Annotated in this window: 12 protein-coding genes; 5 read left to right on the plus strand and 7 right to left on the minus strand. The window is 72.9% G+C overall.

All coding sequences use genetic code 11. The features are described 5' to 3' along the window. Positions 1 to 38: 38 nt before the first annotated feature. Together JNK12_07130 and JNK12_07135 are read right to left on the minus strand one after the other, a co-directional pair. On the minus strand, positions 39 to 923 hold the full coding sequence (locus JNK12_07130) for a DUF459 domain-containing protein (GenBank protein MBL8775684.1): 885 nt from the start codon (positions 921 to 923) through the stop codon (positions 39 to 41). Beyond that, complete coding sequence (locus JNK12_07135; protein MBL8775685.1) at positions 920 to 1636, minus strand: glycosyltransferase family 2 protein; 717 nt, start codon at positions 1634 to 1636, stop codon at positions 920 to 922. The genes JNK12_07130 and JNK12_07135 overlap by 4 nt, the downstream gene beginning before the upstream one ends. 193 nt (positions 1637 to 1829) lie before the next feature. Here JNK12_07135 and JNK12_07140 point away from each other — a divergent pair, with 193 nt between their 5' ends. Continuing rightward, positions 1830 to 2954: a glycosyltransferase family 4 protein gene (locus JNK12_07140; protein MBL8775686.1), complete on the plus strand. Its 1125-nt coding sequence runs from the start codon at positions 1830 to 1832 to the stop codon at positions 2952 to 2954. A gap of 26 nt (positions 2955 to 2980) precedes the next feature. Here the strand turns inward: JNK12_07140 and arfB are convergent, their stop codons facing one another. Beyond that, complete coding sequence (arfB, locus tag JNK12_07145) at positions 2981 to 3391, minus strand: aminoacyl-tRNA hydrolase (GenBank protein ID MBL8775687.1); 411 nt, start codon at positions 3389 to 3391, stop codon at positions 2981 to 2983. A 100-nt stretch (positions 3392 to 3491) separates the two neighbouring features. Between arfB and JNK12_07150 the strand changes: the two genes are divergently transcribed. Together JNK12_07150 and JNK12_07155 are read left to right on the plus strand one after the other, a co-directional pair. Beyond that, entirely contained in the window at positions 3492 to 4172 is a 681-nt protein-coding gene (locus JNK12_07150; protein MBL8775688.1) for an alpha/beta fold hydrolase, read from the plus strand. Positions 4173 to 4331: 159 nt separating this feature from the next. Next, on the plus strand, positions 4332 to 5975 hold the full coding sequence (locus tag JNK12_07155; protein ID MBL8775689.1) for a bifunctional diguanylate cyclase/phosphodiesterase: 1644 nt from the start codon (positions 4332 to 4334) through the stop codon (positions 5973 to 5975). Between the two features lie 15 nt (positions 5976 to 5990). Here the strand turns inward: JNK12_07155 and JNK12_07160 are convergent, their stop codons facing one another. After that, positions 5991 to 7418 carry an MBL fold metallo-hydrolase gene (locus tag JNK12_07160; protein MBL8775690.1) on the minus strand — a complete coding sequence of 476 codons (1428 nt, stop codon included), beginning with the start codon at positions 7416 to 7418 and terminating at the stop codon, positions 5991 to 5993. 29 nt (positions 7419 to 7447) lie between these two features. On the opposite strand from JNK12_07160, the gene JNK12_07165 reads away from it, so the two are divergent. Continuing rightward, complete coding sequence (locus JNK12_07165) at positions 7448 to 8935, plus strand: glycosyltransferase family 39 protein (protein ID MBL8775691.1); 1488 nt, start codon at positions 7448 to 7450, stop codon at positions 8933 to 8935. Here the strand turns inward: JNK12_07165 and JNK12_07170 are convergent. Further along, entirely contained in the window at positions 8877 to 10256 is a 1380-nt protein-coding gene (locus JNK12_07170) for an aspartate aminotransferase family protein (GenBank protein ID MBL8775692.1), read from the minus strand. The genes JNK12_07165 and JNK12_07170 overlap by 59 nt on opposite strands. A gap of 123 nt (positions 10257 to 10379) precedes the next feature. On the opposite strand from JNK12_07170, the gene JNK12_07175 reads away from it, so the two are divergent. Beyond that, positions 10380 to 11363, plus strand: a complete 984-nt coding sequence (locus tag JNK12_07175) for an NADPH:quinone oxidoreductase family protein (protein ID MBL8775693.1) — start codon at positions 10380 to 10382, stop codon at positions 11361 to 11363. Between the two features lie 18 nt (positions 11364 to 11381). On the opposite strand, the gene JNK12_07180 is transcribed toward JNK12_07175, so the two are convergent. After that, on the minus strand, positions 11382 to 12017 hold the full coding sequence (locus JNK12_07180) for a hypothetical protein (protein ID MBL8775694.1): 636 nt from the start codon (positions 12015 to 12017) through the stop codon (positions 11382 to 11384). Then, positions 12014 to 13066 (minus strand): Gfo/Idh/MocA family oxidoreductase, encoded by a 1053-nt coding sequence (locus JNK12_07185; protein MBL8775695.1) that lies wholly within the window; start codon positions 13064 to 13066, stop codon positions 12014 to 12016. Before JNK12_07185 ends, JNK12_07180 begins: the two co-directional genes overlap by 4 nt. Positions 13067 to 13201 lie beyond the last annotated feature (135 nt).

Raw genomic sequence — 13201 nt, forward strand, 5'->3', positions numbered from 1 at the left:
GCGCCCAGCGCCCTTAGGGCGCTCCCGGGAGGGTCGACTCAGACCTCCGGGCACTCCTCGGGGTGGTCGAGCGTGGGCGGGACGCGCCACGGGGCGTTCTGCCAGTCGAAGCCGACGGCCACGTTCCACTGCTGCTGCGCGTACTGGATCACCGGGATGGCGAGGCGCTCGGACCCGCCCGGGCAGAGGTGGAGGCCGTCGACCCGGCGCACCCGCTCCAGGGCGCCGTCCTCGCGCGGGAGGCGATCGGTGTAGCCACCGTCGGGGCCGTTCAGGTACTCGCCGCCCTCGATGTAGTCGACCATGTCGTCGCGCTCGGCGAGGGCCCGGAACTGGCTGTTGAGGGCGACGAGCTGGAGGGTGTTGGCCTCGTCGGCGACCGCCGGCATCCCCACCCACAGGATGCGGGTGACCCCGGCCGTGATCATCTCCGCGAACGGGTCGAGCACCTGCTCCTGGTACCACGCCGCCCAGCCCGGGTCTCCCGGCTCGAAGTTGGGGTCGCCGCGCTCCCACGTGCCGATGAGCATCACGACCAGGTCGGGACGGCTCTCCTCGAGCTGGCGCTGCCAGAGGACCCGCGAGGCGGCATCACGGGCGATGCTCGGCGAGAGCTCGTAGTTGACCTCGGACTCACCGCCCTCGTTGAGCGCCGTGGCCACGGCCGGCGCGAGGCCGTTCATCACCGAGTCGCCGGCCAGCACGACGCGGAGCTTGTCCGTCGCGGAGGGCTGGCGGCCGCCGGGCGGGACCGAAGTGGTGGGAGCGGAGGTGGTGGCCGGCGCTGCCGTCGTGGTGGGCGACGTGCCCTGCGCGACCGCCGGCATCTCCACGTCGGTGGCACACCCCGCGGTCGCGAGGGCGAGCGCCAGCAGCAACGCCGGGAGCGTGAGCGAGCGGAGCGAGCGACGAGCCAGCGTCATGCGCCCAAGGACGGGGTGGCGGGAGCGAAGCGCAGACGGAGCAGGATCCAGAGCGCGGCCACGCCGTCGGTCCACTGGATCTTCTTGCCCTCCTCGCGACCCCGGGCCCGGTAGCTGATGGGCACCTCGAAGATGCGCTCGCCCGCACGCAGGAACTTGCCGGTGACCTCGGCCTCGATGCCGAAACCGGACGAACGCAGGCTCACGGTGCGCCACAGCGCCGTGGGCGCCACCTTGAGGCAGGTCTCGATGTCGGACAGCCAGGCGTCGTAGAGGAAGCTGGCCCAGAAGGCGAGCGCCTTGTTGCCGATCACGTACCAGAAGGAATACGCGGCGTGCCCGCCGTAGGAGCGCTTCCCGTAGACGATGCGGGCGCCCTCGACGAGGATCGGCTCGAGCAAGGCGGGGAAGTCGGCGGGGTCGTACTCGAGGTCGGCGTCGAGGACGGTCAGCAGGTCGCCCTCCGCCTCGGCGATGCCGCGGCGCAGCGCGGCGCCCTTGCCCTGGTTCGGGGTCTGGCGCACCAGGCGGACGGCCCCGTCGGCCACGAGGTCCTCGATGGTTTCGAGGCAGCCGTCGGTCGAGCCGTCGTCCACGACGAGCACCTCGGTCTCGAGCGGCATCTCGACGGCCAGCAGGCGCTCGAGGGCGTGGCGCAGCGTGGCCCGCTCGTTGTACACGGGCATGACGATGGTGATCGAACGCGGTTCCATGCAGCGCTTCCTGGCCGGGAGGGGGATCCCTGTCTCGGGGAGGTTGTGAGGGGCGCGACGGACTTGGAGCCGCCGCGAGCGGCTCACCTAGCATACGGGCCGGACCCCCCAGCAGGGGGACCGCGCCCCTTCTTTCTCCTGGACTGCTCACGTGGAACCCTTGCCCTCCGACTCCCGCGTGAAGCTCGGTGACATCGCTGCCGCCGCCGGCCTCTCGCGCATCCACCTCCTCGCCTGGCGCGACCTCGACGACGTCGAGGCCGGCGGCTCGGAGGTGCACGCCGCCAACGTGGCCCGTCTGTGGGCCGAGGCCGGCATCGAGGTCACGATGCGCACGTCCTACGCGCAGGGCCACCCTCCCGCCGACGTGCGCGACGGCTACCACGTCATCCGCAAGGCCGGCCGGTACCTCGTGTTCCCGCGGGCGGCCCTCAGCGAGGCCACCGGCCGCCACGGACCCCGGGACGGACTCGTCGAGATCTGGAACGGGATGCCCTTCCTGTCGCCGCTGTGGGCGGGCCAGCCCCGCGTCGTCTGGCTGCACCACGTGCACGGCGACATGTGGAAGATGGTCCTCCCGCCCCGACTGGCGGCGATGGGCCAGCTCCTCGAGCACCGCCTCGCCCCGGCGCTCTACCGAGGCACGCGCATCGTCACCCTGTCCGAGTCGAGCAAGCGCCAGCTCGTGTCCGAGCTGCACTTCCGCTCGGACAAGGTGTCGGTGGTGCCCCCGGGCATCGACCCCCAGTTCTCGCCCGGCGGCGAGCGTTCACCCGTCCCCCTCGTCGTGGCGGTGGGCCGCCTGGTGCCGGTGAAGCACTTCGACCGCCTGCTCCGGACGATGGCCCGGGTGCGCGAGCAGCGACCGGACGCCACCCTGACCATCGTCGGCGAGGGGTACGAGCGCCGGAACCTCGACGAGGTGGTGCGCGAGCTCGACGCCGAGTCGTGGGTCACGTTCGCCGGCCGCATCACCGACGAGGAGCTGGTCGACCTCTACCGCCGGGCGTGGGTCGTCGCATCTGCGTCCTCCCACGAGGGGTGGGGCATGACCCTCACCGAGGCCGCCGCGTGCGGTACCCCCGCGGTCGCCACGCGCATCTCCGGTCACCTCGACGCCGTCGCCGAGGGCACCGGCGGCCTGCTGGCCGAGGACGACCGGGCCCTGCGCGACCACCTCGTCACCGTGCTCAGCGACGACGAGGTCCGCGAGCGACTCAGCGCCGGCGCCCTGGCGCACGCTCAGGCCTTCACCTGGGAGGCCACCGCGGCCGGCACGCTCACCGCCCTCGCCCAGGAGGCCCGCCGCCGGCGCTGACGCCGACCCGATCCCGTGAGACCCGGCTACTCGGCGTCGGGCGAGCGTCGGTCCCGCTTCACCTCGCTCCGGCGCCGCTTGGCCTCGAGCCGGCGCCGACGGCTGCCGGCGGTGGGCCGGGACGGGCGTCGAGCGGTCGGCACCCGCAGCGCCTCCGCCAGCTGATCGCGGAGGCGGTCGAGGGCGAGGGCGCGGTTGCGGTGCTGTGAGCGCGAGTCGTCGACGCTCACCGTGACGACCGGCCCCAGGCGCGCCACCAGCCGGGCGCGCTGGGCCTCGGTGAGCGCGTCGCTCGCGGCCAGGTCGAGACGGGCGACCGCCCGGGTGTGGGCCTTGTTGGCGTGCTGGCCCCCCGGCCCGCCCGAGGGCGCGAACGACCACTCGATCTCGGCGAGCGGGATCTCGCAGTCGGGGGCGACGCGCAGGCGCTGGGCCATCGGGGCGAGGGTAGGCGGGCCGGCGCCCCCGAGGTGCGGGCCCGAGGGGCATCGTCGGCGGACGACCGGCCCGGCAGGGGCGCACTAGGGTCCGCGCCCGATGCCCGCGTCCGATGCCCCGCCGGTCCTGCTGCTCCACGGCTTCGCCGCCTCGGCCGACCGCACGTGGCGGGACAACGGATGGGTCGACCTCCTTGGGGACCTGGGGCGCGAGGTGCTCGCGGTCGACCTCCTCGGGCACGGGGACGCCGACAAGCCCCACGATCCCGAGGCCTACGCCGACCTCGAGGCCAGGGTCGCCGACGCACTGCCTTCCGGGCCCGTCGACGCCGTGGCCTTCTCCCTCGGTGCCCGCGTGCTGCTGCGACTGGCCGCCGAGGACCCGACGCGCTTTCGCCGCATCGTGGTCGCCGGCGTGGGCGACAACCTCTTCCGCCGCGACGACTCCGAGCCGATCGCCCGGGCCATCGCCGAGGGCCCCGGTGAGGACGACCGGGTGGGCCAGCACTTCGCCCTGCTGGCCGCCGCACCCGGGAACGACCCCCTCGCGCTCGCCGCCTGCCTGCGCCGGCCCTCCACGCCGCTGACCGTGGACGAGCTCGGCCGCATCGACCGTCCGGTGCTCGTGGTGCTGGGCGACCGGGACTTCGCCGGGCCCGCCGACCCCCTGTTGGCGGCGCTGCCCGACGCCCGCCTCGCCACCCTGCGCAACGTCGACCACTTCGCCACCCCGAAGGCCATGGGTTTCCTCGACGCCGCCCTCGACTTCCTCGAGGCCTGACCGGCGCCACGGATCCCGAGCCGGCGCTGACTCACCGGTCCGCCGCTTTCCCGATCCGAGCGCCCGGAGCCTCAAGACCGACCACCCCACATCCGATGGATCACGGGGCATCGGAACCGGTCCGAAGCCGTTGGTACCACTGGGGAGGAGCGGCGAGCGATGGCATGGCGATCGGCCAAGCGAGCCAACGCTGAGAGCGAACGGTCCGGCGACGCCGGACGCGACCTCGCGTGGGCCGTCGTCGCCTGTGTCGCCGCCGTCGTCGTGGCCGTGCTCGTCGGGCTCGGCGCCACCGTCACCGACGCCCTCAAGCACAGCCCTGTGGACCTCAGCGCCGTCATCGGCCTCGTCCTCGTGCTGCCCATCGCCGCGGGGGTCGTCGCCCGCCGCCGCTACCGCGACGCCAACGCGGTCCGCGACGAGCTGGATCGACTGGCCCTGCACGACCCGCTCACCGGCCTACCCAACCGCCGGTTCCTCAACGAGCGGTTCGAGCAGATCATCCGGCGGTCGCAGCGCGCCGGCGGTCGGGTGGCGGTGTTCGTCCTCGACCTCGATCGCCTGAAGAACGTCAACGAGGCGCACGGCCGCGAGGCCGGCGACCAGCTCATCGTGGCGGTCAGCACGCGCCTGACCGAGCTCGTCGGGGAGGCGAGCACGGTCGTGCGCTACGGCGGCGGCGAGTTCGTCGTCATCTGCCCCGACACCACCGGGGGCCCCTCGGCCGAACGCCTCGCCGCCACCATGATCGAGGGCCTCGAGGCCCCGTTCAGCATGGGCCACGACCGGGTGCGCCTCGCCGCCCACATCGGCATCGCCATCGCCGAGGAGAACTGCTCGCAGCCCGACGACCTGATCCGGGACGCCCACTCAGCCCTCCACAAGGCCAAGCAGGGTCCCGGGGGCTACGCCATGTTCGACCGCTCGATCGCCCAGCGGGTGACCCCGTCGACCACCGAGCGCCGCCTACGGGAGGCACTGGAGCGGGGGCAGTTCCGCCTCCACTACCAGCCCGTCGTGTCGCTCCAGACCCAGCGCATGGTCAAGGTCGAGGCCCTCATCCGCTGGGAGGACCCCGAGCGCGGCCTCGTCAGCCCCGGCGAGTTCATCCCCGCGCTCGAGGAGACCGGGCTCATCGTGCCCGTGGGCACGTGGGTGCTCGAGGAGGCCTGCCGGCAGGCCAAGCGGTGGCAGGAGGCCTACGCCGACCGCGCGCCGCTCGCCGTGACCCTCAACGTGTCGACCCGCCAACTCGCCCAGTACGACTTCCCCGACGTGCTCACCCGTGCACTGACGGTCACCCAGGTCGACCCCAGCCTGATCTGCCTGGAGATCACCGAGGGCGCCCTCATGCACGACGTGGAGGCGGCGTGGACCATGCTGCGCACGGCGAAGACCAGCGGCGTGGCCCTGGCCCTGGACGACTTCGGCACGGGCTTCTCGTCGCTCAGCTTCCTCCGCAAGTTCAGCATGGACATCTTGAAGATCGACAAGAGCTTCGTGGACGGACTCGGTCACAGCCGTGAGGACACCACCATCGTCGAGCACCTCATCGGCATGGCCCGCGGCCTCGGCATGGTGACCGTCGCCGAGGGCGTGGAGACCGCCGACCAGGTCAAGTACCTGCGCAGCCTCGACTGCCACATGGCCCAGGGCTTCTACTACTGCAAGCCGCAGCCCGCCGAGGTCATCGACCAGATCATGGGTGAGCCCACCACGTCGGGCTGGCGCCCCGAGCAGGTACCGACCACGAACGGCGCCCACCCCTCCCCTGCCACCATCGGCCTCGACGCTCCCTGGTAGCCCGCCCGGGCGGCCTCAGGCGTCGGTGGTGGCGAAGCCGCCGGCGAGGCGCTCCAGCGGCGTGCCCGAGCCGCGCAGGCCGGCGAGCGCGTCGTAGGCCTCCCGGCGGCGGCGCCAGAGCGCCGAGGCGAAGCGGGGGCGCAGGAGCTTGTGCACGGGCAGGTAGCCGATCTCCCACACCATGAGGACCCCCCAGAAGGCCAGGTCGCCGCTGGCACCACCGGGGCGGAGCTTGACGTGGATGCGCATGCCACCGTGGGTGAAGTGCAGGATGCGCTTGTCGATGGCGTCGGCGAGCACCGCCTCGTTGATCTGGATGAGGCTGGCCCGGTCCTCCGGCGGCTCGGCCGCCTTGGTCACCTTCCGGTGCACGAAGTCGACCACCCAGTAGGGCTCGGACGACGACGGCACCTCGAACACCACGGGTCGGTCCAGGAGGAACCGGGGCACCAGGGGCGGCAGGTCGTGGAGGAAGGCCCCGAGGTAGGACGAGAAGGCCTCCCACGACAAGGTGACTCCCTCCTCCTCTTCGGCACACTGCTCGAGGGCCTCCCGGTGCTCCTCGAGGCGGGCGGCGAGGGCGGCATCGGGGTCGGCGAACCAGTCGTTGCCGGTGAGGGCGAAGCCCTCCGACACGGACCACGAGTCGCCGGGCGACAGGATCGTCAGCTCCGTGTGCTCGACACCGGGGGCGCCGGCGAAGGCCTCCGCGACCTCGACCGGGCTGATGAGGTTCGGGTTGACCCACAGGCTCTCGGGGTGCAGGAAGGCGACCATGTTGGCGAAGGGGACCGCGTAGTTCGGCTGGAGCTGGCGGGCCGCGGCCACGAAGTCGTCGATGTAGGTCTGGCGCGTGAGCAGCGTGAGATCGGCCGGGTCCTCGGCCTCGTAGCCGATCGGGTACGACTGGGCCCACGAGTGGGTCTTGAACATGAAGGTGGGGTGGCCGAAGTCGTAGGCGACCTGGTCGAGGGCGCGGCCCCGGATCTTGCAGTCGTTGAGGTCGGCGATGACCTCGTCGCCGTCGGCCACCACGAACGCGGTGTCGTCGAAGCCGTACTGGTACGACGCCACCCGCACGTTCGGGGCCAGCTCGGTGATCTCGCCGTGGGGCAGCTCGGTGACCTTCTCGAAGCCGAGCGACCGCACCTCACCGCCCATCACGTCGACCCCGAACTTCGAGACGAGCACCTCGGTGCGCTTGTCGATCTTGCGCATCGACGGGTAGTGGAAGTGATCGAAGTGGTGATGGGTGAGGTACAGGTAGTCGGGCGCCAACCACTCGGGCTTCAGCTCCTCCTGGGGAGCGAAGTGCCACCAGGACCGCCAGTAGCACGAGCCGAACAGCCACGGGTCGACGAGGATGCTGGGTCCCGTGCCCTCGCCGTCCGGGCCGTCGGTTTCGATGAAGAGGCTGGCGTGGCCGATCACGGTGAAGCGCATGGCAGTGGTTACGGTATGGCAGAGGGACCGTGAGCGAGAAACCTGCGGACGAGCGCCGCTTCCGGCTGGCGCTTGGCGCCATCACCCTGGCGGGCCTGGCCCTGCGGGTCGCCAACGTGCTCGTGCTGCGGCCGACCCGGTCGTCGGGTGACGGCTACGTCCTGGCCGGGGACTCGCTCTACTACCACTTCCAGGCCAACGCCCTGGCGAAGGGGCTGGGCTACATCATCCCCCTGGGCACCGACCTACGACCGGTGACCGCCGGTTCCGAGCTCATCACCCCGAGCGCCGCCCACCCGCCGCTGTACTCGACCTACCTCGCGCTCTGGTCGAAGCTCGGCATCGACACGGTCACCGGTCACCGTCTCGCCTCGTGCCTCGTCGGGGCGGCCACCGTCGCCCTCGTCGGCATCCTCGCCCACCGACTCGCGCCATCGGCCACCGCGACGCGCGTCGGCCTCGGCGCCGCCGCCGTCGCCGCCCTGTACCCGGGCCTCTGGATCAACGACGGCGTGCTGCTCTCGGAGACCGCGGCCACCTTCACGGTGACCCTCGCCGTCCTCGCCGCGTACGTCTTCTGGGACCGACCGACGTGGGCGAACGCGGCACTGCTCGGTGGGGCCATCGGCATCGCGGCCCTGAGTCGCAGCGAGGCCCTCGCCCTGATCGCGTTCGTGGCCCTGCCCTTCGCCCTGTTGTCGCGTGGTCGCTCCTGGGGGCAGCGCGTCGGGCTCGCCGCGGTGTCGGGCGCCGCCATGGTGCTCGTGCTCGCACCCTGGCTCGGCCACAACCTGACCCGGTTCGAGAACCCCGTGCTCCTGACGAGCTCGAGCGGGGTGGTGCTGTCCGGGGCGAGCTGCGACGGCTCGTGGTACGGGCCGCTGACCGGCTCCTACGCGGACTGCTTCGACCCCACGACCCTGTCGGCCGAGACCCAGGCCGACCTCTGCCAGCGGATCGGCCGCGGCGCCGACTGCCTCGCCACCGAGGAGGGCGTCGAGGCGGTGGTCCTGTCGCTGCGCGACCCGAGGCTGTACGACGAGAGCGAGAGCGACCAGCCGTACGCCGAGCAGGCCACGGCCTACATCCGCGACCACCTCGGGCGGTTCCCCGTCGTGGTCGCGGCGCGGGTGGGCCGTGTCTGGGGCGTGTACGCGCCGTTCCAGAACACCCGCCTCGACATCGACGTCGAGAACCGGGGCCGGGCCGCCTCGTGGGCCGGCCTCGCCACCTACTGGATCCTGCTGCCCCTCGCCGTGGCGGGTGTGTGGTCGCTCCGCCGCCGGCGGGTGCCGATCCTCCCGTTCCTCGCCGTCGCCCTCGCCGTCACGCTCGCCGCCGGCGCCACCTTCGGGGTCACGCGGTACCGGGCCACGGCCGAGGGCCTCCTCGTGGTGGCGGCCGCGCTGGGAGCTGATGCGGTCGCCCGCCGGGTGTCGGCCGGGCGCACGAGCGCGGTCAGTCGAACATCGAGTCCAGCAGCGGGCGCACCATCTCCACCGTCGTCCTCGGGTTGACGAAGCACAGCCGCATCACGGGCTCGCCCTGCCAGGAGGTGGCCCGCACGAAGGCCCGGCCCTCGGCGAGCTGGCGGTCGGCCCAGGCGTCGTAGTCGGCCCGTGCCCAGCCCTTGCGCCGGAACAGCACGACCGACAGCTCCGGCTCGAAGACCAGCTCGAGGCCGCCCCGGCCGGCGATCTCGGCGGCCACCCGCCGGGTGAGCGTGAGGGTGGCCTCGACGGCTTCGCGGTAGGCGTCGGTGCCGTGGGTCACGAGCGAGAACCAGAACGGGAGGCCACGCGCCCGGCGCGAGAGGTGGAAGGCGTAGTCGTGGGGGTTCCACTCGTCCCGGGTGACGGCGTCGAGGTAGGACGCCTTCTGCGTGTGGGCAGCGGCAGCCACTGCGGGGTCCCGGTACACCAGCGCGGCGCAGTCGAACGGGCTGAAGAGCCACTTGTGCGGGTCGATGGTGACCGAGTCGGCGCCTTCGATCCCGTCGAAGAGCCCGTGGACCGAAGGGGCGGCGAGTGCGGCACCGCCGTACGCGGCGTCGACGTGGAGCCACAGGTCGTGGTCGCGCGCCGCGTCGGCCGCGCCGGCGAGGTCGTCGACCACCCCCAGGTTGGTGCTGCCGGCGGTGGCCACGATCGCGAACAGCCCGTCGCCCTCCTCGGGATCGGCCGCCAAAGCGTCCCGGAGGGCCTCGCCGCGCAACGCGCCGCGGTGGTCGCCAGGGACGGGGAGCAGGTCGACGTCCATGATCTCGGCCGCCGAGCGCACCGACGAATGTGCCTCTGCGGTGGCGGCGATGCGCCAGCGGGCCGGGCGCCCCTGTCGCAGCGTCGCGGCGCGGTGGCGGGCGGCCACCAGGGCGCTCAGGTTCGCGGCCGAGCCACCGCTGACGAAGCAGCCGCCGGCGCCGGCGGGCAGGCGGCACAGGTCGGCCAGCCAGGCGAGGGCCTGGTTCTCGGCGTACACCGCGCCGGCGCCCTCCTGCCACGACCCGCCGAAGATGCTCGACGCGCTCACGACGAGGTCGAACAGGACCGCGGCCTCGGTCGGTGCCGCGGGCACATAGGCGAGGTGGAGCGGGTGATCCATCGAGATGGTGGCCTTGGCCAGGACCTCGGTGAAGCGGCGCAGCGCCTCCTCCCAACCCAGTCCGTCCCGGGTGACGCTGGCCCCGACGAGCTCGTCCAGCTCGGCGGCGGGTCGTGGCCCGTCGAGGGGAACCTCCCGCTGGGTGCGGTCGGCGACGTAGTCGAACGCGGCACGAGCGAGGCGCTCGGTCTCTTCGTCGTGGCGGTGCATGCGCGCCGGGTCGGTGGGTGGGTTCATGACGGCACGTCGGTGGATGGGTTCATGACGGCACGTCGGTGGATGGGTTCATGACGGCACGTCGGTGGGTGGGTTCATCGGGGCACCTGGGGCGCGGCCATGGCCAGAACGTATCGTCGCTCCATGCAGGCGTGGCGAGTGCACGAGCACGGCGAGCCCCTCGACGTGCTCCGGCTGGACGACGACGTCGCACCCCCGACCCCCGGCCCGGGCCAGGTGCGCCTGGCGGTGGAGGCGTGCGCCCTCAACTTCGCCGACTCGCTGCTGTGCCTCGGCACCTACCAGGAGCACCCGCCGCTTCCGTTCTCCCCCGGCCTCGAGGTGTGCGGGCGGGTGGAGGCGGCCGGCGCCGGCGTCGACCTGCCGGTCGGCCGTCGGGTCATCGGGCTGCCGACGCTCCCCCACGGCGGCTACGCCGACGCCTGCCTGTGCGCGGCGTCGGACGTGTTTCCGGTGCCTGACGACGTCGACCCCGCGATCGCCGCCGCACTCCCGGTCACCTACCAGACGGGCTGGTTCGCCCTGCATCGGCGGGCGGCGCTCCAGCCGGGGGAGACGGTGCTCGTCCACGCCGGCGCCGGTGGGGTGGGCTCGGCCGCCATCGAGCTCGCCGTGGCCGCCGGCGCCCGTGTCCTCGCCACCGCGGGGGGTGCCGACAAGGTGGCGCGCTGTCTCGCCCTCGGCGCCGAGCAGGCCTTCGACTACCGCGCCGGCGACTTCGTCGACGCGGTGCAGGAGGCGACCGGCGGGCGGGGTGCCGACGTGATCTTCGATCCCGTCGGCGGTGACACCTTCGACCGCTCCCGCCGCTGCATCGCCTGGGAGGGCCGCATCCTCGTCATCGGCTTCGCCGGCGGCCGACCCGCCGACGCGCCCACCAACCACCTGCTGGTGAAGAACTACTCGGTGGTGGGCGTGCACTGGGGCGGCTACCGCACCCGCGACTCGGCCCTCGTCCAGCGCTGCCACGTCGAGCTGCTCGACCTGCTCAGCGCCGGCGCCATCCACCCCCTGGTGTCCGACGAGCGCCCGTTCGCCGAGGCCGCGGCGGCGCTGGCCGACCTCACCGGCCGCGCCACCACCGGCAAGGTCGTCCTCCGCCGCTGACCTCCCCGCCCCCAACTCCTACGACGAGCGGGGTGGCACCGACGTGAGGCGGTCGACGAGGGCGTCGAGGGCGCCGGTGGGGTCAACGAGCAGCGGGCGGACCCGGGTGATGGACGGGCGCTTGGGCGGCTCGCTGAAGCCGAAGCCGGCCGGCGGCCAGACCCTGGTGAGGGCGCCGCGGTCCTCGCCGCCCACCGAGAGCGAGCCGGCGGTGACCGGGTGCCACGCGTCGGCCCGGTACCACTCGCGGACCCCGGTGGGGCTGACGCCGTAGGTCCGCACGCCCATGGCCACCCTGGCGACGGGCCCTTCGACGAACCGGGTGAACCAGGCCGGCCGGCGCACCGGGATGGGCCACCCCCGCCCGGCGGAGAGGCGAAGGGCGAAGTCGGGGGTGTCGGCCTCGAGGTACCTGGCGTCCCCGCGGACGACCAGGTCGACCACGGCCAGTTCGTCGAAGCGGTACACCGCGCTGATGAACTCCCCCACGCCGGCGTCGGCCACGTAGAGCGTGCGCCGGCCGTCGGGGGCGGCCCACATGACGTCGGAGAAGGGCCCGATGGGCGAGCGGGCCCAGTGGCCGACGACGAGGCGGTCCCCGGACGCGAAACCCGCGCCGGCGATGACCCCACCCAGCTCGTGGCGGCGGGTCACCCGAGCTCGGGCAGGCCCGGCGGCACGGCCACCGCGGCCCCGTCGCCGGCGGCCGACCGGTAGATGGCGTCGGTGACGACGTGGGCCCGGAGTGCGTCGGCGAAGGAGGGGGACGCGGGGAGGCCGTCGGCCACGGCGCGCACGAAGGCGGCGTCGGGGTTGCCCTCGTCGGGGTCGTCGGGTCCGATGGCGGCCGCGAACAGCTCCCCGCCCTCGATGCTCCCCGATTCGTCGCCCGCCCGCGTCCAGTGGACGGGCCCGAACCAGTCGCCCTCGATCACCACGTGGAGGCGCTCGCAGAACACCTCGATGCGGCGCAGGCTGGGCCGTTCCAACAGGTCGTGCCACACGGAGGTGAGCACGCCCAGCGCGCCGCCGGCGAACGCGAACGACACTGCCACGTTGTCCTCGATGCCCTCCAACCCGTGCAGCTCGGCGGTGTGGCCATTGACCGTGGCGACCGGGCCGAGGAGCCATTCGAGGATGTCGACGTCGTGGATCGAGTGCTCGAGCAGTGCCCCCGAGCCCGCCCTGGCCGGATCGGCTCGCCAGTCGGAGCCGTACTGGCCCTGGACCGGCAGGTACTGGTCGTCGCGGAACACGACGCTCATCGGGCGCCCGCTGCGCTCGTCCTCGATGAGCTGCTTGGCGAAGAGGAACGCCGGCGAGCGGCGCAGCACGAGCCCGACCTGGTTGGTCACGCCGGCCGCGGTGACCGCCCTGGTCATGGCTCGGGCGCCCTCGAGGTCCGTGGCCAGCGGCTTCTCGCAGAACACCGGTAGCCCCCGCTCGACGACGGCATCGACCAGCCGGGGGTGCTCGGCGGTCCAGGTGCAGACGAACACGGCATCCGAGCGGTCGAGCAGCTCGTCCTCGGTGGTGCACACCGGCGCGCCGCTCGCCGCCGAGAAGGAGGCGACCTTGGCGGCGTCGGGATCGTGGACGCCGGCCCACTCGACGTCGAGGCCGGCGTCGGCCGCGCCCTTCAACATCTTGGAGTGGAACGTGGCGATGAAGCCCGCTCCCAGGAAGCCCACGCGCACGGTCACGAGGAGCGACCGTACCGGGCGGTGTGACCGACGTCGTGGTCCGGCGGGAATGCCGGTCGGGCGCTGCTGGTTCAACGTCGTAATCCTGTAATCAGGCTTTAGCCTGATCCTTCCCACGAACGAACGGGAGTCCCT

The organism is Acidimicrobiales bacterium (genome assembly GCA_016794585.1).
Lineage (GTDB): Bacteria > Actinomycetota > Acidimicrobiia > Acidimicrobiales > DATDAH01 > JAEUJM01.